Genomic DNA, 23,549 nt, shown 5'->3' with positions numbered 1-23,549 from the left:
TTTGTTTAATATACTGCCAGGTATTCGTCTAATTCCCAAGGATGAACTTGTACCCTGAACCTTTCCCATTCAATCATCTTAGCTTCGACAAAACGGTTGTATGCATGGTTGCCAAGAGCGCATTTCAAGACTTCGTCCTTGGACAGGTACTGAATTGCTTCATAAATACTTGTTGGCAGACTGTCAATACCTTCAGCGATTCTTTCCTCTGAAGTCATTTCATAAATGTTCTTATCGGTCGGCGGAGGCGGCTGTATTTTGTTTTTAATTCCATCAAGTCCTGCTTTCAAGGCAGCTGCTGTCGCCAGATAAGGATTACACGCCGGGTCAGGATTTCTTAATTCAATCCTGGTGCTGATTCCACGCTTGGCAGGAATCCGGATCAGTGGACTCCTGTTCCTGGACGACCAGGCAATATATACCGGCGCTTCATATCCAGGCACAAGACGTTTATATGAATTCACAGTGGGATTGGTAATTGCAGCTAACGCCTTGGCGTGTTTAATTAGACCTCCAATATAGTATTTGGCTACATCACTCAACTGATCAGGGGTATTGGGATCATAAAACGCATTTTGCCCCCCGGAAAACAGTGACATATTCATGTGCATTCCCGAACCGGCAATACCAAAAACGGGTTTCGGCATAAATGTAGCATGAAGTCCGTGACGCTGAGCCACAGTACGCACTACGAATTTAAAAGTCATAATTTTATCTGCAATATCCAGGGCATCATCATATTTAAAATCTATCTCATGCTGTCCTGGAGCTACCTCGTGATGGGAAGCCTCAATTTCAAAGCCCAACTCCTCGAGGGTCATTACCATATCACGGCGGGCATTTTCACCAAGGTCCACAGGAGTAAGGTCAAAATATCCAGCTTTATCATGGGTTATTGTAGTCGGTTTTCCCTCAGCATCGGTATGGAAGAGGAAAAACTCGGCCTCGGGACCCACATTCATACTGAAGCCCATATCAGCAGCTTCAGCAAGGGCCCTTTTCAGAGTATTTCGCGGGCATCCCTCAAATGGAGTACCATCATGGTTATACACATCACAGATCAGACGAGCCACCGAGCCCTCCATGGGCCGCCATGGGAATACTGCAAATGAATTGGGGTCAGGTATAAGATACATATCCGATTCTTCAATTCTCACAAAACCTTCTATAGATGACCCGTCAAACATCATTTCCCCGTTAAGAGCCTTTTCAAGCTGCTCAATTGTAATAGCTACATTTTTAAGAATTCCAAAAATATCAGTAAATTGCAGCCTAATAAACTTGACATCAGCTTCTTTTGCCTTAAGTAAAACATCTTCTTTGGTTAACGTCATTGTTAACACAACCTTTCTGTTTAAATATTGAAACTAAATATTAAAGGTATTACTATATTAAAAACAGCTTGAAAATAACAGATTAAAAAACGATTGTCCCTCCTTTCAAAAATCTTACATAAAAAGTTGTTAAAAATTAATAAATAAAGCACCCACAAAAACAGGCTTGTAACTCCTGCTATTCGTGAGCGCCATTGCTCAGATTCCTTTACGATACATCTTTGTATCAGGATATATTGTTTTTAGACAAACTTATCTCTTATCTTCTGTTTATTATATCATAAATCATATGAAATGCAATACTTATTTTATTGATTGTGATTGTATACTTTCATGTGTCGTTTGACAAGCCTGCAATAACACACCATATCCATTATTTACTTGAAGGTATTTGCCTAAAACTCTTGAATTTCACCATGAAAAAGGTTATCATATAAGTCGCACCGCTACCATTGATTCCTGCTGGAATTAATAAGAGGTGCTTTTTTACTGTATGGTTGCGTGTAAAATTTGTTGCTTAACAACAAACAAATTATAACTGAAAGGAGATTGATCGATGGGTATAAAAAAACTAACATCTTTACTAGTCACTACCTTACTATTAGCATCAACTTTTGTGTCTCCGGTTTTGGCAGCCCCGATTGATATTCCAGCTTCTAATGTGCAAACTATCTGGAACCATGTTCAGGACATGATTCAGGAGTTTTCTGCGAATCCGGTTGACACTCCGGTTGACACTCTAGCTCCGATACCTGCAAAGGAACCGGGAATGGAAAAAATGCCTGAACTAAATCCAGCACCGCAACCATCTTCTGAACCGGATCCTCAGCCGAAATCACAACTGGATGCACAGCAGCAATCTGTTGACAAACCACAATTCAACCAATTCCAGGAAAGAGTAGTTGAACTGGTCAACATTGAACGCCAAAAAGAAGGTTTGCATCCCCTGTCTGCAGACCCAGTATTGATGAAAGGAGCAACTGCAAAATCAGTGGACATGGTTGAAAACAGGTATTTCAGCCATACGTCACCCATATATGGTTCACCTTTTGAAATGATGAAGAGTTTTAACATCAGTTATCGCTATGCAGGAGAAAACATTGCCTCAGGCCAGTCATCTCCTGAAGACGTAGTACGCGCCTGGATGAATAGTCCTGGACACAGGGCAAATATTATGAGTTCTAAATTTGCCAAAATAGGTGTAGGCTACGCATATACAAGTTACGGTAACTATCACCATTACTGGACCCAGTGGTTTACAGGCTAAATCCTCACCTTTATGGGAGCGTCTAAAAAGGCGCTCCCATTACTTTATATTGGCAAATTTTACTTAAAGGGAATCAGCAGATATTGGTTGAATCATATAGAAAAGGCTTTTTATGTTAACTATGTATTTTTATACTAACGCAATTTACTAAAGGTGCCATTTTAACAACCCGCGAAGGAGGTGATATCCCCGTTTAAAGCATATCTTAACAGCTCCACACGACTCGCAATGTTCCAACATATTTCTATTTTTGAAAGGAGATAACTAATGAAACTAAAAAGAATTCTGTCTCTTATAGTTGTTACTATGTTCCTATCAGCTACCCTTGTGACTCCTGTTCAAGCAGCTACATATTACTTTCCCTCATTCCAGTCGGTATGGAGTTTAATATACAAGATTAGGGCTTCTCAGACTGTACAGCCCGCTCCACAACCGGCTCCTGAACCGGCTCCACAGCCAGCTCCTGAACCGACTCCTGAACCGGCTCCACAGCCGACTCCTGAACCGACTCCACAGCCGACTCCTGAACCGACTCCAGGATACCAAATGAGCGCATACCAAAAAAGAGTGGTTGAGTTGGTTAACATTGAACGTAAAAAAGGAGGTTTGCATCCGCTGATCGCAGATACGTTATTGATGAAAGGAGCTGCCGCAAAATCACAGGACATGGTTGAAAACAGGTATTTTAGTCATACATCACCCGTATACGGCTCACCTTTCAACATGATGAAGACTTTTGGCATTACTTATAGGTATGCAGGTGAAAACATCGCCTCAGGCCAAACCTCTCCTGAAGCTGTTGTCCGCGCTTGGATGAACAGCTCCGGACACAGGGCAAATATCATGAGTTCAAAATTCAATAAAATCGGGGTCGGCTACGCATATACAACTGCTGGCAGCTATCATCACTTCTGGACCCAGTGGTTTACTAACTAAACACAGCCTATTTAAAGAAAATGGGGAATTATTTCCCCATTTTTTTTTAGCAGATAGGAAAGTATAAATTTTATCCTATCTGCATAAAAATGGCTAAGCTTCGCCTTATAGTATTTTTTAGTGCTTAGCGAAGCTAAGCCTTTTTAATCAGATAGAGCGGCAGGCCCGTTCACACAGTACTTTACTTGACTCCTGCAGCCACCATTAGTATTGAAAAAATCTTTGGAGTAAAATATACCTCTACAAGAGCACATAATGCAGTAAGTAAACCAAGCAGTCCCAATACCCATCCTTTTACAAGAGGTCCGGAGGTATACGTAAAAAATACCTTTCTGGTTACTTCCATTCCCATAGCACCGGCCAGGCTAACTACCAACAATTCGGGAAGTCCATGGGGCAAAATAATTCCTACAAAAGTAAGCAGTATATTTTGGCTGATATTGGCGGAAGTCCCGTTTAAGTTAATAGCAATATTTACTGCCTGACGAATCAGAAAAACGGCCGGGAACAAGTACAGCAATACCTTCTCAAATGACGAAATCTCATCATCCCTGTTGCGGAATTTCTGCCATCCCCTTCGCAGGACCAAAGTAATCGGAGTAAAATATACCAGCAGTATAATAATAAAAAAATTGTTCAAAAATATTTTCAGGAATTCATCTACCATATACCGATTATAATACTTCAAAAACTCAGCAAGGGATTGGCCGGTAAGAAACATCTCCCCTCCACCTGTGGTCAGGGTATTAATTGCAAAAAGCGATATTATAAAGGCAAAAACAGGGCAGCCAAAACACAATAAAAAAAATATAGGATTAAAGTTAACAGTTAAAGCATTTTTGTTAATCTGTTCCATTTGCTCCCTCTATCAATATCTATTTATAATAAATTAACATTTGCATCATATTGTAACAAAATCACCTCACATTGTCTTGAAAAAAAATGTCGCCAATCATAATTAATTGGCGACATTTTTCGACACACACATCCAGAGACCCCATCACATCAGCCGCTTATAGCAGCCTTATCTTGGCTTCTTTTTTTAATTTTCCCCATCATCCAGTGTTTCAGGTCATCTAAAAGAGTATAAGCAACAGGAATCAAAATAGGGGTCAAAATGGTTGATGTAAAGAGCCCCCCAACAAGGACTATCCCCATACCTCTCCTGATTTCCGAACCTGCAGCCAAGGCAAGGGCTGTGGGAAGCATCCCGAAAATCATTGTGGTTGAAGTCATGAAAATTGGCCTGAGTCTGGCTGTCCCAGCCTCCAGCAGAGCATCTCTGAGGTTTGCGCCCCTATCCATTAGTGTATTGGTATAGTCAATCAGCAATGTACCGTTCTTTGCCGCCAAACCCTCCAACATAATCAAGCCTATAATTGATAAGATGTTTAAGGTATTACCAGTCAGCAACAGGGCAAGCATAGCCCCGATAATTCCACAGGGAAGAGACAGCATCCGGATAAAGGGAGTCAGGAATGATTCATAAAGGATTACCAGGATCATGTAAACAAGCACCAGAGATAAAGCCAAGGCCTGAGCCAAATCTACATTGGAATCATTCATCTGTTTTATTTCACCGTCATACCCAATTTCATAACCATTGGGTATATTAAGTTTAGCAACTTCAGTCTCTATGTTGCTGACAATTGTTGATAGTGATTCTCCTTTATAATTTGCCAGAACTGATATCATTCGGGTCCTGTTTTTATGTCTGATCTCGGTAGGACCGTTGGAAGGGATTATATCAGCAAGCTGTTTTATTAAATATGTCTGCCCAAAACGGTTGGAAACCGATATATTACCTATATCTTCAGGGTTCTTCCTGTTGATATCACTTAACTGAACCCAGATATCCAATTCCTTATTGTCAAGGGTAATAGTTGATGCTTCTTCACCATTCATAGCAGCCCGCATCGCCTGAGCCACCTCTGCTGTGGTCAGAAACATGGCTGAGGCCTTATCCCGGTCTATAACCACTTTATATTCCGGCTGGGCATTTTCCTCCCAGGACATATATACATCATCAGTCCCAGGGGTTTTCTCCACTATTCCTTTAACCTTTTTGGCAAGGTCTGTCAGAACAATCATGTCTGAACCGCGAATCTCAACTATAATAGGGGCTTCCATATAATTGAGGCCAGCCATCTGAGCCTCCAGGATTTTCATTTTAACTCCCGGATAATCATCCCAGCCACGGGCTATGTCAGCAACTTCCCAGACAGTTTTATCTCTCTCGTTTTTAGGTTTCAGTATTACCTGGATACTTGCCAAGTGAGGCGAACTGACACCACCTATAAAGCTTGTATTACTCGTTCCTCCACCAACAGTGGAAAAGGTATGTGAAACTTCAGGAATCTTCTCCAGCCTGTGTTCAAGGTTCCTAACAACCTTATCAGTTACGTTCAGAGTTGTCCCGGGCGGCATTTCCACAGTTATTTTAAACTTACTCTGATCAGCCTTGGTTATAAATTCAAAACCGATTAGCGGAATCAGGCTTAGGGAAGCAATCACTCCTAAAAGTACCACTGCAAGTACTTTTAACCGGTTATTCAGCGCCCATATAAGGATTTTCCGGTAAAATACAATAATTAATTCACCCAGGCTCCCGGATTTGCTGCCAATCCACTCCCAAAGACGATTTTTCTTCTTATACCCACCAGGAATATATTTATAAAACTTAGCGGCCATCATCGGAGTTAGGGTAAAAGACACAAAAAGAGAAAACAGGGTAGCGACTACCACAGTAAGACCAAACTGCTTAAATAACTGTCCAACCATACCTTGCATAAAGGCAATAGGGCCAAATACCACCACATCTGAAAGAGTAATGGCAATGGCAGCCATGCCTATTTCACTCCGTCCTTCTATAGCTGCTGTTTCAGGGTCTTTGCCCATTTTCAAATGGCGGTGAATGTTTTCAAGAACCACAATAGAATCATCTACCAGAATACCGACACACAGAGACAGCCCCATAAGAGACAATATATTAAAGGTATAATCAAAAAAGTACATCATCATAAAAGTTGCAATAATTGATGTAGGAATAGCCAGCATTACTATTACTAATGACCGCCATTCCCTGAGGAAAAACAGGAGTACCAGCCCTGTCATAATAACCCCTTCCAGCAATGTACGCTGGGTATCTGCCAGAGAGTTCTTGGTAAAAGTGGAATTATCATCGGCAACAATTATGTTGATATCCTGCGGGAGCACCGCCATTATGCTATCAAGTTCCTGCCGGACACCTTCAACAGTATCAACAATACTGGCATCACTCTGTTTCTGTATAATCAGCCCCACAGCCTGATTATTATTAAGCCTGCTGTATTCATTCACCTCTGCGAAAGAATTTTTTATTGAAGCAATTTCCCGAAGCGGAACGGTAGCGCCCGTAGGCAGGGGAACAGGTAGTCGTTCCATATCGGCAAGAGTTTGAAATTCCCCCACCAGCCTCACATCATGACGCATTGTTTCTCCCTCTATATTTCCACTGGGAAGATTGAGATTTTCGGCTTTCAAAAGGCTGACTATCTGATTAACAGATAATCCGTAAGATTCCAGCTTAACACGGTCAATCTCTACTCTTACCTGTTGTTTTTTTCCACCGACAATATTTATTGCTGCCACACCCGGTACTGTCTGTAAACGTTCCTTAACCGTATTATTTGCTATATCATAGATCTCATTTATTGGCCGCTCCCCGGAGACCGCCAGGATAAGTACAGGGTCAGCATTGAGGTTAACCTTTTGGACTATAGGTTTTTCCATGTCTTTGGGCAGGTTCATCATCACCCTGTCAACGGCCTTCTGGGCATCCATGGACGCTATATCAACATCTGTCGCCATAGTAAACTCCATTACAGTTGTCGCTACACCTTCAGAAACCCATGACCTGGTATCCTTCAACCCGCTGAGTGAGGAGACGGCTTCCTCTATTTCGTCAACAACCTGATTTTCCATTTCCTCAGCCCCTGCACCGGGGTAAACACTTATAATGGTAACAACAGGTATGTCCGCTTTAGGAAACAGGTCAGAACCAATTTTGGAATATCCAAACATACCCATTACCACAAAAAACATTATAATCATCGACATTGCCGACGGACGCTTAATTGCAAGTTCAGTTAACTTCATCACTAAACTCCTCCCTTTGAAGCCTTAACAAATCATAAAAACATTCCTACAAAAATACTGCCATTATCAACACTTGCTGCTTTTATCCCATGACAAAAAATATCTAACCCTTCTTTAAATATTTCTAAAAGGTCCCGCTCCGGATTCCCAAGCCAGGTAAGAATATTGCAGTAATATACACCCATATACTGCTGAGTAATCACGGCAGCAGAAAATGCTCGGGAAATATCTCCTTGCTCTTGCCCAATAGCAATCACTTTTTCGACAATTCCTTCATAACCGCTCCTGGGTATTTCCTCAGTTTCCGGTCCGAAAAAATATTGTCTCGGCTCTAATGCATAAACCTCAATTAAAGTAGGGTTTTCAGCCATCCATTGGGCCGATATCCGGCACATAAAAAAAAGTTTATCATATGTTGAATCCAAGTTAATAATCTGGTCCCACCTTATCTGAGCCTCATTCTCGACAACACTATGTATATATGTTGCCACAATCGATTCTTTGGAAGGAAAATAATTATAGAGGGTCCTCAGGGCAACATCAGCCTTATCGGAAATTTGCTGCATGGTTGTTTCCGCAAAACCATGTTTGTTTATCAATTCTATGGCAGCATTTAGAATGCCGATTTTGGTGGCTTCTTTTTTACGTTCCCGCATTGTCCGGTCAGTCATCCAAACCCTCCCCCTTTATTTTGCACCTCATGTATTTTTGCACGAAATGTAAATTGCATCCATACACAATTATAAAACCATAAAACTTTATCGTCAATATAAAAAAAAGTCCAAGGCACAAAGCCTTGAACATAAATTGGAATATATAAGAGGCATTTAATATGTGTTCAAATAAGAATCGATCTCCCATTGGCTGATTCTTGTTCTGTAATCATCCCATTCCTTAAGTTTGCCTTCTACAAACTTGTTAAACACATGTTCTCCAAGCACTTTTTTCATGACCTCATTCTTTTTCAGTTCATCAATTGCTTCCGCTAAACTGTACGGCAGACTGATGATTCCGGCAGTCTCCCTTTCTGCGGCAGTCATCTTGTATATATTAGCAGCCATTTCCGCAGGGGGATTGATTTTATTTTTAATACCATCCAGACCAGCCGAAAGAGCAGCAGCTATAGCAAGGTAGGGATTACAGGACGGGTCCGGGTTTCTCAGTTCAACACGGGTACTGGAGCCACGCTTAGCCGGTATTCGAACCAGGGCGCTTCTGTTGGCTGCCGACCAAGCCAAATAAACAGGAGCTTCGTATCCGGGAACCAGCCTTTTATAGGAATTAACTGTTGGATTGGTAAGTGCTGCAAAAGAGCGGGCATGTTTTAATAATCCTCCAATATAGTAGTAAGCTTCCTCACTAAGTTTCTTCATGCCATTAGGATCATAAAAAGCGTTCTCACCATTTTTAAAGAGTGACTGATTCATATGCATTCCGGAACCGTTAATCCCAAATATCGGCTTCGGCATAAACGTTGCATGCAGTCCATGACGCTGAGCAATTGTACGTACAACCAGTTTAAATGTCATTATTTTATCGGCAACATCTAGAGCATCTGAATATTTAAAATCAATTTCATGCTGACCTTGAGCAACCTCATGGTGAGAAGCCTCTATTTCAAATCCCATCTGCTCCAAATTTAATACCATGTCACGACGGGCATTTTCACCCAGGTCTACTGGAGTCATATCAAAGTAACCGGCAGTATCATGAGTAATCGTAGTAGACCTGCCATGTTCATCAACCAGGAATAGAAAAAATTCGGCCTCCGGACCCACACACATGGAATAACCCATATCAGAAGCTTCCTTCAATACCTTTTTGAGGACATACCGGGGGTCACCCTCAAAGGGAGTTCCATCCGGTTTATAAACATCACAAATCAACCTGGCAACTGAGCCTTCCCTAGGCCTCCACGGAAAAACAAGGAAAGTATTCGGGTCAGGTTTCAGATACATATCAGATTCTTCAATTCGCGTAAAACCTTCAATAGATGAACCGTCAAACATTAATTCACCATCAAGAGCTTTTTGCAATTGTTGGACAGTAATGGCCATGTTTTTTAACACACCGTAAATGTCAGTAAACTGCAAACGCACAAACTTCACATTCATTTCCTTTGCTTTTTCCATAATTTGCTTCTTGTCCATATAAACACACACCTTTCAAATTTTTTTTATTTTCCGGCACCCTGACTAATAAATGTTTTCCCGGCACCACTCCCCTTCAGCAGTTAAAAAAATTAAACGCCCAAAATAAAGGTCTGAAAACCTTGATTCCGAAGCGTCATTGCCTTAATACGGTACACCTTTGTACCCAAGATATTCTTTTTTAAGATACGGGTTCTATTATATATTTATTTCATAAGCCAGAATGATTGCTTTGGCTACAGATTTCATAGATACACGTTTATTCATACTTTGTTTTTGTATTCTTTTAAAAGCCTCTTTTTCCGTCATTTTATAATTATCCATCAAAATTCCTTTGGCCTTTTCAACCAGTTTTCTGGTTTCTATAATGTCCTTAAGCCTTGATACCTCATGTTCCAGATTCCTGATTCTCTTGAAGTCCTTTATAACTATGTCAATAACGGGAAGGATGCTTTGTTCAGTAACTGGCTTGATAACATATGCAAAAAACTGCTGTTCATTATTCCCATTATGTTTAATGAACTGATCTCCGGAAGTCATTAAAATTACCGGAGCCAAACCATCCTCTTCAATTATATACGCAAATTCGGTGCCATCCATAAAAGCCATTCTGGCATCCAAGATTACCAGGTCTGGCTGTCTAGTCCTTATCAGCTTCAAGGCTGATAAACCATCATCCGCCTCACCGGTAACCAGATGCCCACCTTGATGCAGAATTGATTTAAGGACTTTTCGCGATTGTGCATCCGGGTCTGCTATAACTACCCTTACTTCCCCCAAAGCAATCACTCCTTTCCTGTATCAACACAGTTGAGTTTTGCCAGCAAAACGCTATCAAATAAATATAAAAAGCCCTCGAATTAAAAACTTTCGTTTAAAATTCGGAGGGCTTCATTGCCACATGTTGATACTTCATTGTATCAAAATATTGAATTGTATTTAAAATGATATATTTTCTATATACTTTATTATAGCATGATTTTTTTTAATTGCAACATCAAATTCATTCATTATCAGGGCCTCTTTTATTTATTCGGGATGTAGGCATTTTCATCCCCGGGTCTTTGACAGTTGCAAAAGTAAAAATCTCCGAAAGCCTTGATACAGGCTTATTTTTTTATCTTTTTTCTTTTTTATATAGCGCACTTCCTCGCACTGTGTTATAATATAAGGGGAGGCGATGTCTATTATGAGACTGAAGGTAACCAAATCTAAGAATTCAGCTTCACTTTATGTAATTAAATCTGTCTATAACAGTAAAACTCAGTCAAATTCTTCCGTAATTGTTGAGAAGCTTGGAACCGAGGCAGAACTCAGAAAAAAATTAAATGGACAAGACCCTTATGAATGGGCAAAAAACTACATCGCTGAATTAAACCAAAAGGAAAAGGAACACAAACGAGATGTTATTGTTAAGTATTACCAATCCAAGTTGATTGATAGAGATAAACAACGTTCCTTTAACGGCGGTTATCTCTTCTTGCAACAACTTTATCATCAATTAGGTCTACACAGGATTTGCAAAGAAATCTCTAACAACTATAAGTTTACCTTTAATCTGGACTTTATTCTTTCAAGATTGATTTACGGCAGAATCTTATTCCCCTCGTCAAAACTTAATACCTATCAGGAATCAAAACGTTTATTGGAACAACCTAACTTCGAATTGCAGCATGTGTATAGAGCCTTAGAGGTAATTTCCAAAGAAATGGATTTTATACAATCTGAGCTTTACAAAAACAGCTTGTCTATTTCAAAGCGAAATGACCGTATTCTTTATTATGACTGCACAAATTACTTTTTTGAAATCGAACAGGAGGACGGTCTTAAACAATACGGTTTTGCCAAAGATCACAAACCAAACCCGATTGTTGAGATGGGCTTATTTATGGACGGAGATGGGATTCCTCTTGCTTTTAGTATTCATAGCGGCAATACCAATGAGCAAACGACCCTCAGACCTTTGGAAGAAAAAATCCTCAAAGACTTTGAACTATCAAAGTTTATTGTCTGCACAGATGCCGGACTTTCATCAACGGAAAATCGTAAATTCAACAATAAAAAAAACCGGGCATTCATTACAACCCAGTCTACCAAAAAGTTGAAAAAACATCTAAGAGAGTGGGCACTTGACCCTTCTGGATGGCGTCTTTCGGGCATCAACAAAACCTTTGACATTGGAATGCTCGCTCAGGATGAATTAACCTATGAAAAATACAAAGCCGAAACCTTTTTTAAGGAACGTTGGATTAAGGAAGATGGACTTGAGCAAAAACTTATTGTCACCTTTTCTTTAAAATATCGGGATTACCAGAGGCAGATAAGGAATAGACAGCTGGAACGTGCCATCAAACTAATTCAAACCAAGCCATCAGACATCAAGAAAAAAAGCCAAAATGACTTTAAACGTTTCATATCTCCCACCAACATTACAAATGATGGCGAAATAGCGGACAAAGTAATTTACAGCTTAAATGAACAAGCTATTGCTAATGAAGAAATGTTTGATGGATTTTATACAATATGCACAAACTTGGATGATGATGCTTCCACCATCACAAAGATCAATAACAGACGTTGGGAGATTGAAGAATCCTTTAGATTGATGAAAAGTGAGTTCAAAGCCAGACCTGTTTACTTAAGTAGAGATGACAGGATACAAGCACATTTCACTACCTGTTTTCTCGCATTGACCCTTTTTAGATATCTTGAAAAAAAACTTGGAGAACAATTTACGAGCCACAATATCATTACCGAATTAAGAGAAATGAACTTTTACTCGATTCCTGCCGAAGGCTATATACCTACCTATACCAGAACGGATTTTACAGATGCACTACATGAGGCATTCGGTTTTAGAACGGATTATCAAATTGTCAGTACAAAACTGATGAAAAAAATTTATAAAGACACTAAACTTTAAAAAAGTACGCACTTTTTCAAATATTAAAAAAGCTTGAAACGCCCTATTTATAAGGTGTTCCAAGCTTTTTGCGTCTCACAACTGTCAAAGACAGGATTATAGCATGATTTTTTTTAATTGCAACATCAAATTCATTCATTATCAGGGCCTCTTTTATTTATTCGGGATGTAGGCATTTTCATCCCCAAGATATACTTTTGCCACCCCTTCAGGCAAATGACTGAAAGAACGACTATGAGAGGCTTCTATACCTACATATGCCGCTATTCCGTGTTCACATAGATCCATGCCCTCCAGTTCATCTTCCTGGCTGACACGAATTCCCAAAGTCTTCTTCAATACGTAAAATACAGCCATAGTTGCTGTAAAAGCCCACACCGATACTGCAGTTACGCCCAATGCCTGGATTCCCAATAAATTAAAGCTCCCAGTGTAAATTAATCCCCCATTTTCAGCAAATATTCCTACCGCCAATGTCCCAAAAGTGCCACAGATACCGTGGACGGCGATAGCACCGACAGGGTCATCCGCCTTTATCCGGTCAAAAAATTCAACAGCCAATACCACCAAAACGCCGGCAATGCTTCCAATCACCACCGCACTGGCCGGAGCTACATATGCAGTACCGGCGGTTATTGCTACCAGACCGGCCAATGAACCATTGATTATCATACTGGCATCAGGCTTACCATACTTCCACATAGTATATAGTATACTAACTGTACCTCCCGCTGCCGCAGCCAAATTAGTTGTCACCGCTATCCTGGCAATGTTCAGGTCAAGTCCCGATAGAGAACTTCCGGGATTAAATCCAAACCAGCCAAACCATAGCATAAAAGCTCCTAAAGCTGCCAGAGGCAAGTTGTGAGCCGGCAGGACATTGATGCTACCGTCTTTATTATATTTTCCTTTTCGCGGACCAAGTACAAGGACTGCTGCCAGGGAGGCCCACCCCCCAACCGAATGAACTGCAGCCGAACCGGCAAAGTCGACCATACCCAGTTTAGCCAGCCAGCCCCCGGGATTCCAAATCCAATGTCCGGCTACCGGATATATCACTGATGTAGCCAGCAAAGTAAATATCATATAAGGTCCGAATTTCATTCTTTCCGCTACTGCACCGGATACAATCGTAGCCACCGCAACTGCAAAAGCAGCCTGAAAAATCCAATAAGCATAAAGTGGAATATGTAAATCCAGATGGCTAAAATTACCTGTCAGAAAAATCCCAGTAGTGCCAAAAACTCCCGCTTTATCGAGTCCGTACATAATCCCAAAACCTATAAACCAGTAACCCAGCATACCTATAGTACAATCCGCAAAGACCTTCATAATTATATTTAGTGAATTCTTACTCCTGATAAAACCTGCTTCCAGAGCGGCAAAGCCACCTTCCATAAAAAATACAAGAGCCGCACAGAGCAGCACCCAAACAGTATCTATGCCCTGAGCCAGGTTAGCAATATTAATCTGCATTGATTTAAACCTCCCTTTCACTGATGGGGAAAACATTCTATTCACTTGGTTGTTATCCATCTCTAATTATCATAGGCAGTGTCTCCCTCTGAATTTTTTTTGCAAAATAAAAAACGCCTGCCGTAAGGGCATATTTCACCCTTTGCGGTAGGCATCTTTGCCAATATAAACTACACTGTTATATTCACTTAGAGGTTAAATGGCATCTTCGCCAATTTCCCCTGTTCTTATTCGCACAGCCTTTTCCACAGGATATATAAAAATCTTCCCATCACCTATAGCCCCGGTCTTAGCTGCCGTGGAAATCCGGTTAATGATTTGTTCAACAAATTTGTCTTCAGTGACAATCTCTATTTTTACCTTTTCCAGTAAATTTACTGTATATTCCTGCCCGCGGTAAACCGCAGTATGCCCTTGTTGAGTGCCACATCCAACCACCTGAGATACAGTCATGCCCCGAACCTCAATCAATTCAAGGGCTTTTTTCACCTCATCAAGCTTAGAAGGCCTTATGATTGCTTCTATTTTTTTCACCTTTGACCCCCAATGCTTATTTTAACCATTGGTTAAAATTTTTCATAATATGTATTATACGTTAAAAATCCCATGCAGGTCAACACTAAAGTTTGTACCCAATGCACTATTTTCCGGCACATGTCATATAAATACATTAAAACAAAAAATCCTGGCACAGTGCCGTGCCATTCTGGCAGCAATGAGGCTGCAGGGTAATTTTATCACCCTGCAGCCTCATTGTTTTGGACAAAATCTATCAAACAGGGGGGAATTTATTTTATGTGTGGAATCACGGGTTGGATAGACTGGCAAAGAAACCTTAAATTTGAAAAACCGGTCCTGGAAGAAATGACAAAAACCCTAGCCCGCCGCGGGCCCGATGCCAAAGGCTTTTGGCTGTCTACAAACGCCGCCTTGGGACACCGCAGGCTGGCAGTGGTTGATCCTGTTGGCGGGACCCAGCCAATGAGGCGTAAGAGAGGAAAACATGAATATATTATCATCTATAATGGGGAACTTTACAACACAACTAAACTACGGCAGGAACTCGAATCCTTAGGACATGTCTTTTATGGATATTCCGATACTGAAGTGCTTCTTAACTCATATATTGAATGGGGACCGGCCTGTTTGGAAAAACTCAACGGAATATTTGCCTTTGCAGTATGGAATGAGACTGACCAAAAGCTGTTCCTAGCTCGGGACCGTTTAGGTGTCAAACCCCTTTTTTATACTGAACGCAGACATTCCATTCTATTTGCTTCAGAACTAAAAGCCTTGCTCGCTCACCCTGCAATTTCACCTGAACTGGATATAGAAGGCCTTTCTGAAATTATTGTCCTTGGACCGGCACGAACTCCCGGACATGGTATATTCCGCGGTGTCAAAGAGCTTAAACCAGGTTACTTTCTGTTATATGATAAAAGAGGTATTAGGATTAAAAGATACTGGCAACTTGAAAGCAAACCTCACGAAGATAACCTGAAAACAACTATAGAAAAAACCCGTCAGTTGCTCGTTGATGCCATCAGAAGTCAGCTTGTAGCAGACGTTCCGGTTTGTACCTTCCTGTCGGGCGGTGTTGATTCCAGTGCTATAACTTCCGTGGCAGCAGAACTGTATCGATCTGAAGGCAAGAAAACCCTAAACACATATTCAATAGATTATATTAGTAATGACAGTTTTTTTAAACCTGGAAAATACCAGCCAAATTCTGATTCTGACTGGGTCCAGTATGTATCAGAGTTTTTAAACACATCACATAATTCCATATACTTTGATACACCGGACTTAGTTGAAGCCCTCGGCATAGCTGTTACCGCAAGGGATTTGCCAGGAATGGCCGATATTGATTCTTCTCTTTACCTGTTCTGCCGCGAAATTAAAAAAAAGCACACCGTAGCCCTATCCGGGGAGTGTGCAGATGAAATATTCGGAGGTTATCCATGGTATTGCAATGTACAAAACTGGAAGAAAAATACCTTCCCCTGGATAGCAGAAATAGACACAAAAATGAACGTCTTTTCCCCCGAATTGCTAGAACTGCTAAAACCAGCAAATTATATGGCCAACCGTTGCCAGGCAACGGTTGCAGAAACCCCGCTGCTTCCAGGGGAATCACCACAGGAAATACGAATGCGGCAAATGTTTTATCTTAATTTCCACTGGTTTATGCAAACCCTTTTGGAACGCAAGGACAGGATGAGTATGGCCACGGGGCTGGAAGTTCGAGTACCATTCTGTGATCACAGGATAATAGAATATGTTTGGAATATACCTTGGGAAATTAAAAACTGCGATAATATTGAAAAAGGCTTACTGCGACGCGCCCTTAAAGGCATCATCCCTGAAGGGGTATTGTACCGTCGCAAGAGTCCGTATCCGAAGACCCATAACCCCAACTACCTGGCCGCTGTCAGGAAATCATTGTTAGATATAATAAGTGACCCAACTTCACCGATAATTGAATTAGTCAACCTAAAAAATATCCGAAAAATGGCTGCAGCAAATGCAGATACCTTTGACAGACCATGGTTCGGCCAGTTAATGACAGGACCGCAATTATTCGCTTATTTGATACAAATAGATATCTGGCTCAGAAAATATAAAATAAGGATTATTTAAACCGCAACGTTATCTCAACAATCTCAGGTTTATTTCCTACCCGAATGGGTGGACCCCAAGTTCCGTATCCTGACGAGACTATTAGGTTCAGGGGTCCTTTCTGCAACAGACCCCAATCCTTCATACATCCATCCCGTAATTAAGTGGTTGGGAAACAATTGTCCCCGGTGGGTATGTCCCGATAACTGCAAATCAACACCATTTTCCCTGGCATTAGCCAGGTCATTTGGTTCATGATCAAGTAAAATAACCGGAAGGGACCGGTCCACTTCCTCCATCAATTCTGACAATTGGCGGCGGACTGTCCTTGGCCCCTGATGGCTTGTGTTATCCCTGCCAACAACATAGAAGCTGTCAGCAACTTTTACATATTCATCCCTGAGAACACGGAAACCGGCTTGTTCCAGATAAGCGAAAGCATCATCGGCATGCCCGCTGATATACTCATGATTTCCCGGAACAGCAAATTTTCCAAAACGGGCTTGCATGTTTCCAAAAACATTTACCATATTATCCACTTCTGTAGGTTCCATGCTCTGGTCAACTATGTCTCCAGAAAAAAGTATCAGATCAGGGTTTAAACGATATGCCTCCTCAACCAGCTTCTGAAGCCGGTTAGTGCGTACAATTGAACCAAGATGGATATCGGAAACCATTATAATATCCAGTTTTTTCACCGAATCAGGCTTTTTGTCAATCACAAGGTCATACCTGGTTATCTCAGGGTTTAGGGCATTAAATGTTCCATATACAAGGATTCCTGTTACCAGAGCTAATACAACTCCACCGGTGGTTAATGGAGTTAGAGGATTAACTTTGATTGCCTCCGGCAAGATGCCAAAGAATCTGTCAACCAACCGGATAAAGTCGATTAACATGATTATCAAAAGAAAATAAAACATTGCTGCTATCCAATATGCTCCGGTAATTGTAATCCACCTGGATATCACGGCAGGAAGAAACCGTTCAAGAATTTGGGCAGCCGGGTAAGCTGATACCACAAGCCAAAAAACAACCCAATATACCTTGCGATTCAGAAATGAAATGCTGACCGCCAATGAATGCCAGCCCCGGTATCCTATGTAGTAATTAATTGCCCCATAAATAAAAATAATTATTGCCGCAACAAAAATAAAGATAATAGATTTCATGACTGCTCCTTTTACCAGTCCTTTGTTATTTTTGTCTCAATATATAATATAGACAAATTTTAACCGGTTTAACACTGTAAATTTCTCTGTCGGAATGCGGAAAACCTTTAATTGCCAGTACCATCAAATTGGAATTAGCATTTTTTATCCCGGTGTATTTATATTTAGAGTATGAAGTAATATAATAAAGAAAAAACAGCGGAGGTAATTTAATGAACGAACCCGGTCATGTTTATCAGGAAAGACAAAATATTCCGGAGCAATATCTCTGGAACCTTGAAGATATCTACCCTAATGAGGATTTATGGGAAAAGGATTTACAGGCCATAGCCGGTTATGTGGACCAAATACAGCCATACTGTGGTCATGTGGTCGATACGGCAGAGAATCTATATAATACCCTTGAACTGCAGAGCAATATCTACGAAATTCTGGAACGGGTAGCTGCATATGCCATGCTCCACAGAGATCAAAATACGACTGACCAGCACAACCAGGGACTTTATGACAGGGCTTCCGCTCTTAGTGTCCAAGTGGAAAGCAAACTGTCATTTATTAGGCCTGAAATCCTTAAATTAACCCCTGAAAAACTGGCACCTTTTTTGGTCCTAGATGACAGACTGGAGAAGTATCGCCACTTCCTGGAAAATCTTCAGCGCCAGGGAAAACATTTCCGTTCTCCGGAAGAAGAAGAAATAATCGCCTTAACCGGAGAAATGGCCCAGGCACCAACGATAATTTTTAGCCTTTTAACCAATGCAGACATGGAATTCCCCGAAATAGATGTCCTTGGGGAAAAAACACGTCTTACCCAGGGAAATTTTATAGATTTTATGCACCATCCGGTTCGCGAGATAAGGCAAACAGCCTATAGCTCACTTTATAAGACCTTTGCCGCCCATTCTAATACTATTGGGGCAGCATATAGCAGCAGCATCAAAGCAGACCTTTTTCATGCCCGGGTACGTCGCTATGAATCTGCCTTGGAAACAGCTCTCGACCCCGACAATCTCCCGGTCTCGTTTTTTGATAAGCTACTTGAATCTGTGCACCGTCACTTACCGGCACTCCACCGTTATATAGCACTGAAAAAGAAACAGCTTAAACTTGATGAACTATTATCATATGACCTATATGTTCCGCTGACTGGTAAGAGCCAATGGAAACCCTCAATAGAAGCAGCCCAGCAGACGGTTATTAAGGGACTTTCTGCCTTGGGTAAAGAATATACAACTTTATTAGAAAAAGGCTTTAGAAACCGCTGGCTTGATGTCTTCGAAACCAAAGGGAAAAGGAGTGGCGCCTACTCTATGGGAGTTTATGGCATCCATCCCTACGTTTTACTGAATTACCAGCCCAGTCTGGAAAATGTATTTACCATAGCCCATGAAATGGGGCACGCCCTGCACAGTTTTTACACAAATAAAACTCAGCCTTATATATACAGCCACTATCCCATTCTACTAGCAGAAGTGGCTTCAACTGTCAATGAAGCACTGCTCTTCCAGTATCTATTTGAACAAGCTGAAACTAATGAAAAAGCAGCGCTTCTGGAAAAAAATCTGGAACAATTCCGAACCACCGTGTTCAGGCAGATACTTTTTGCCGAATTTGAAAAAAAAGTACATGAACTGGCAAAAGCAGGTGAACCGCTCACACCGGACAAATTCAACGAGGTTTATGGTGAACTGCTCGAAAAATATTACGGCCCTCATCTGGTCCTCGATGATTACATCAGGAATGAATGGGCAAGGATCCCACACTTCTATTCGTCCTTTTATGTTTACAAATATGCCACAGGTTTTTCGGCTGCAGTAGCTATCTCAGAGATGGTCTTAAAAGAAGGGGAAATCTTTGTGGAACGTTATATGGAATTCCTTAAAAGCGGGAATTCAGACTATCCCCTGGAAACTTTAAAGAACGCTGGAGTTAATTTGGCAAGCGGAGAGCCGGTGGATAAAGCCCTCTGTCTATTTGAAAAGCATTTGGAGAAATTCGAAAACATCTTAAACAATTAAATGTAAGCCTTGCATTTAATCTTAAAACATAAGGAGAGGCCATATCCCAGCCTCTCCTTATGTTTTAACCCCCTACTTATAACAAGCCACGTTTAAAAGCCTCTGCAACTGCCTGAGCACGATTGGTTGCCCCTAATTTCTCAAGAATATCCTGAGTCTTTCTCTTTACCGAACGCTCGCTCAAATAAAGTTTCTGAGCAATGTCCTGAACCCTGGCACCATCAGCAATCAATTTCAGGAGTCGGAATTCTTGCTCAGACAATCCGGACCCCGACTTAACCCACGCGCGATTTACCTTCTTAAGCTGTTCCATAACTGCGCCACCTAAAGAAGGCGAAAGCCTGTGCTCTCCGGCATATACAGCCCGAATAGTATCAGCTAGAATTTCAGCTGAAGCACTCTTGAGCAGGTATCCACGCACACCGGCCTGTATAGCTTGCAGCAGATAGGTTTCATCATCATAAGAAGTAAGTATAATGATGTGTATATCAGGATGTGACCGCCCCAATTGTCGGGCTAAATCAAGACCACTGCGATCGATCAGCCGAATATCCAGCAAGATAATATCTGGTTGGAGATTGTTTACTGCTTGAATTAAGTCTGCCCCACCATCAGATTCTCCTACCGTACAGATGTCCGGATGTTGAGAAAGTAAACTTTGCAACCCCCGACGTACTACAGGATGATCGTCCACTAACATAACACGTATTTGTGTCAATATCTCTTACCTCCTTTTAAGAGCCGGTTACTACTCACATTTTCTTATGACCTTTCTACATAAGAATAAAGTCTCTTCTTAGTATCCATCTCTTCAATGGGGTGTGATTTTTTGGATATATCCATACTTTGTTTGTCAGGAGAGTATTCTTGAGTACAGCTAGTCTCTCCGGTAGCAGAAGAATACGACAATTCACCATGCTGCCAGGCATTGTCAACCAAACCACCAAGTTTATCAAAATATGCACCCCATCTATCAGCTGACGGAAGCTCCAGGGTTGGCAGCGGCAGCATAAGCATAACTTTGGTCCCATGTCCAGGATTAGACAATACATCTAACTGGCCACCAATGCTTTGAGCCCTCTCCCGCATCCCTATCAAACCCATCCGTCCTTTCATCCACAAATTTTTGGTATCAAATCCCTTACCATCATCAATTACTTGGACACGCAGTTGTTCAGGTTGGAAATCAATCAAAATATTAACACTATTAGCCTGGGCGTAAGCCACGACATTATTAAGTGATTCTTGAACAATACGAAATACTGTGGTTTCAGTATGGGGAGGCAAGCGGACCGGCTGACCGGCTACATGAACCACGCAAACAGCTTCACAATATTTTTGACAAGTATCAGCCAACCAATATAATGCAACTTCCAAACCATGAGATTCCAATACGGGTGGACGTAAACCAGTGATAATCCGCCGGTTTTCGGCTTCCATTTGAAGCAGTAGCTCTTTGACAGTATTCATTGCCTTTGTAGCAGCCTCCACACGCCCACCTTGAATACACTCTTTAGCAGCCTGAATTTCAAAAAGGGTCCCTGTGATTAACTGGTTATATCCATCATGCAGGTCCCGAGCAATACGAGTACGCTCCTGTTCCTGCAGATAAACCGTTGAAGCTAAAAGTTGCTGTAATTGTTCCGCCTTCTTTGCCAACTCCTCTCTGGCTTCTGCCAGTTCACTAGTCCGTTCCTCAACCTTGTGCTCCAAACGCAGGTACATCTCAGCGTTATTAAAAGCAACACTGGCCAGATTGGCAAGCAAACCCAGGAAACGGGCATCATTTTCAGTAAAGGGGCGCCTCTCACCACAATTAACAACTGTCAGTGCTCCTATAGCCTGTCCTTCCCAAATAAGTGGAACAGATAGAATGGCATCATATGGCGGGTACATAAAATCATCAGTTCGGTTAACTGAATCAGGGTTATCCGTAGCCCAGTCAGTATTGTCATTAATAATAATAGTTTTCCCGGTGGCCAGAACGTGCCCGGCCACACTTACCCCAGGTCTAAATACCAAATCCTCATACTCTTGAGGGACATTATGCAAGGCAACAACTTGAGCCAATTGAGTCTCGGGTTCACACACAGCCAAGGTGCTCCCTTTAGCATTTAATAATCGCGCAGCCTGCTTAACAATAGCGTTCAAGACCTCCTGAAGCTTTAACTGAGAAGAGATATCTACAGAGATGTCATGGAGAACACGCATCATTTTTAGCTGTTGTCTGGTCTCCATACAAAGACGGGCATTTTCTAGGGCTGTAACCATCTGTCCGCCCAAGATTTGAAGAGTGGTAACATCATCTTCCTGAAAGGTATTAGTCTTATTACTTTGAACATCAAGCACACCTACTACCATATCATAAAATAAAAGTGGCACAGCCAACTCAGATTTTGTATTTGGCATCGATGCATGAAAAAGGTACATAGATTCCTGACTGATATCATTACAAAGAAATGGTTTGCCAGTCTGCGCTACATATGCAACAATCCCGTGTCCAGCGGTCTTTATACGAAATCCTTCCGTTTTTAATTGTTCAGCATGTTCCCCAATACATTCTCCGAGAACAAGTTCTTGTATGCTTCCCTCAGTTAAAAAAAGGTTTACATAATCATAGCCAAACCTATCTTTGATTAATCTGAGAACATCTGACACAAATTGATCTGTCTCAAGTACAGCTGGGTTTTTCTGTTTGACCTGGCTAGCCACCTCCAATTGTGCTGCACGGCGTCTAGCCAGACTATAAAGACGGGCATTTTCCATAGTCATCGCAACCTGGTTGGCGAAGGCCATTACAGACTTGGCATCCCTGCTGGAGTAATAGTCCTGTTCCTCTTTAAGTATAACCAGCAAACCCAGTGGCTGCCCTCGGTAAACCAAAGGAGCAGTCACACATGACCTTATTATTATCCCAATAGTTTCTAAGAGATTATGCTTCTTTTTATCTGGCAAATCAGTCCAAAACTTTTCCGGTTTTTTATTCGAAAGCATTTTCTCATCCCAAATTACCGGCCTTTTATTTTCAAACATTTCCGGAAAAAAAGGATGTATATCCATTGCCATCCGATAATTACCCATTTTTTTCAAATCATGAATACCCCAACTGGCAGCAAGAGAAAAATCAGAATCTGTTAACAGCCATACAAAGCCAATATCGAAAAAAACCAACTGATTCATCTGTTCTAATATACCCGCAAGAACCTCTTCTAGATCTTCCGGTGAAAACATAATATTATTAACATCTGTGGTCGGTGGCTCTTTGGACACAAACGCATTACTGCTATTCGGTTCTATTATTATCTTACCCTTGCCCATTTTATCCCCCTTACCTATACAGAATATATTCTTTACGTTACCTATCTTTATTTTACTATTGACATATTTATTTGTAAATTTAGATTTTTTCAAAGGTTACAGCTTTCCCATGAAACAAACACTGGGACTATCACATCAAAAAGTCTTAAAAGATGAAATGTATAGAGCCAAAGCAAGAAACCTAGTGGATGTTTTAATT

The 23,549-nt window shown here is 41.2% G+C and carries 16 protein-coding genes; 5 read left to right on the top strand and 11 right to left on the bottom strand.

Annotated features, from left to right (window positions below; all coding sequences use genetic code 11):
• Window positions 1–5: 5 nt before the first annotated feature.
• Window positions 6–1,334 carry a type I glutamate--ammonia ligase gene (glnA, locus tag ABFY19_RS02120; protein WP_418791622.1) on the bottom strand — a complete coding sequence of 443 codons (1,329 nt, stop codon included), beginning with the start codon at window positions 1,332–1,334 and terminating at the stop codon, window positions 6–8.
• A 556-nt stretch (window positions 1,335–1,890) separates the two neighbouring features.
• Here glnA (ABFY19_RS02120) and ABFY19_RS02115 point away from each other — a divergent pair.
• Both ABFY19_RS02115 and ABFY19_RS02110 read left to right on the top strand, forming a co-directional pair.
• Entirely contained in the window at window positions 1,891–2,601 is a 711-nt protein-coding gene (locus tag ABFY19_RS02115; protein ID WP_418791621.1) for a CAP domain-containing protein, read from the top strand.
• 267 nt (window positions 2,602–2,868) lie between these two features.
• Window positions 2,869–3,537 carry a CAP domain-containing protein gene (locus ABFY19_RS02110; protein WP_418791620.1) on the top strand — a complete coding sequence of 223 codons (669 nt, stop codon included), beginning with the start codon at window positions 2,869–2,871 and terminating at the stop codon, window positions 3,535–3,537.
• A 181-nt stretch (window positions 3,538–3,718) separates the two neighbouring features.
• On the opposite strand, the gene ABFY19_RS02105 is transcribed toward ABFY19_RS02110, so the two are convergent.
• The 5 genes from ABFY19_RS02105 to ABFY19_RS02085 form a co-directional block, all read right to left on the bottom strand.
• On the bottom strand, window positions 3,719–4,393 hold the full coding sequence (locus ABFY19_RS02105; RefSeq protein ID WP_418791619.1) for a stage II sporulation protein M: 675 nt from the start codon (window positions 4,391–4,393) through the stop codon (window positions 3,719–3,721).
• A 149-nt stretch (window positions 4,394–4,542) separates the two neighbouring features.
• The gene (locus tag ABFY19_RS02100; RefSeq protein WP_418791618.1) at window positions 4,543–7,674 is read right to left on the bottom strand and encodes an efflux RND transporter permease subunit; all 3,132 of its coding nucleotides are present in this window, start codon (window positions 7,672–7,674) and stop codon (window positions 4,543–4,545) included.
• A gap of 32 nt (window positions 7,675–7,706) precedes the next feature.
• Window positions 7,707–8,345, bottom strand: coding sequence for a TetR/AcrR family transcriptional regulator (locus tag ABFY19_RS02095; protein WP_418791617.1), 639 nt, complete (start codon window positions 8,343–8,345; stop codon window positions 7,707–7,709).
• Between the two features lie 156 nt (window positions 8,346–8,501).
• Complete coding sequence (glnA, locus tag ABFY19_RS02090) at window positions 8,502–9,824, bottom strand: type I glutamate--ammonia ligase (protein ID WP_418791616.1); 1,323 nt, start codon at window positions 9,822–9,824, stop codon at window positions 8,502–8,504.
• 198 nt (window positions 9,825–10,022) lie between these two features.
• The gene (locus ABFY19_RS02085) at window positions 10,023–10,613 is read right to left on the bottom strand and encodes an ANTAR domain-containing response regulator (protein WP_418791615.1); all 591 of its coding nucleotides are present in this window, start codon (window positions 10,611–10,613) and stop codon (window positions 10,023–10,025) included.
• Between the two features lie 400 nt (window positions 10,614–11,013).
• Between ABFY19_RS02085 and ABFY19_RS02080 the strand changes: the two genes are divergently transcribed.
• Window positions 11,014–12,747, top strand: a complete 1,734-nt coding sequence (locus ABFY19_RS02080; RefSeq protein ID WP_418790735.1) for an IS1634 family transposase — start codon at window positions 11,014–11,016, stop codon at window positions 12,745–12,747.
• 153 nt (window positions 12,748–12,900) lie between these two features.
• On the opposite strand, the gene ABFY19_RS02075 is transcribed toward ABFY19_RS02080, so the two are convergent.
• Both ABFY19_RS02075 and ABFY19_RS02070 read right to left on the bottom strand, forming a co-directional pair.
• A complete protein-coding gene (locus ABFY19_RS02075; RefSeq protein WP_418791614.1) occupies window positions 12,901–14,223 on the bottom strand; it encodes an ammonium transporter in 1,323 nt (440 codons plus the stop codon).
• 195 nt (window positions 14,224–14,418) lie between these two features.
• On the bottom strand, window positions 14,419–14,757 hold the full coding sequence (locus ABFY19_RS02070; RefSeq protein WP_418791613.1) for a P-II family nitrogen regulator: 339 nt from the start codon (window positions 14,755–14,757) through the stop codon (window positions 14,419–14,421).
• A 261-nt stretch (window positions 14,758–15,018) separates the two neighbouring features.
• Between ABFY19_RS02070 and asnB the strand changes: the two genes are divergently transcribed.
• The gene (asnB, locus tag ABFY19_RS02065; protein WP_418791612.1) at window positions 15,019–16,863 is read left to right on the top strand and encodes an asparagine synthase (glutamine-hydrolyzing); all 1,845 of its coding nucleotides are present in this window, start codon (window positions 15,019–15,021) and stop codon (window positions 16,861–16,863) included.
• A 29-nt stretch (window positions 16,864–16,892) separates the two neighbouring features.
• Here asnB and ABFY19_RS02060 read toward each other — a convergent pair whose 3' ends face one another.
• Complete coding sequence (locus ABFY19_RS02060) at window positions 16,893–18,014, bottom strand: metallophosphoesterase (RefSeq protein ID WP_418791611.1); 1,122 nt, start codon at window positions 18,012–18,014, stop codon at window positions 16,893–16,895.
• A gap of 212 nt (window positions 18,015–18,226) precedes the next feature.
• Between ABFY19_RS02060 and pepF the strand changes: the two genes are divergently transcribed.
• Complete coding sequence (gene pepF, locus ABFY19_RS02055; protein WP_418791610.1) at window positions 18,227–20,032, top strand: oligoendopeptidase F; 1,806 nt, start codon at window positions 18,227–18,229, stop codon at window positions 20,030–20,032.
• 76 nt (window positions 20,033–20,108) lie between these two features.
• Here the strand turns inward: pepF and ABFY19_RS02050 are convergent, their stop codons facing one another.
• Window positions 20,109–20,750, bottom strand: a complete 642-nt coding sequence (locus tag ABFY19_RS02050; protein WP_418791609.1) for a response regulator — start codon at window positions 20,748–20,750, stop codon at window positions 20,109–20,111.
• Window positions 20,751–20,794: 44 nt separating this feature from the next.
• Window positions 20,795–23,350 carry a GAF domain-containing protein gene (locus ABFY19_RS02045; RefSeq protein WP_418791608.1) on the bottom strand — a complete coding sequence of 852 codons (2,556 nt, stop codon included), beginning with the start codon at window positions 23,348–23,350 and terminating at the stop codon, window positions 20,795–20,797.
• Window positions 23,351–23,549 lie beyond the last annotated feature (199 nt).

Origin of the sequence: Phosphitispora sp. TUW77 (genome assembly GCF_048453025.1) — a bacterium.
Classification (GTDB): Bacteria; Bacillota; Thermincolia; order Thermincolales; family UBA2595; genus Phosphitispora.
Note: the sequence above shows the minus strand (reverse complement) of the source record. Positions and strands in the feature narration are given on the sequence as shown.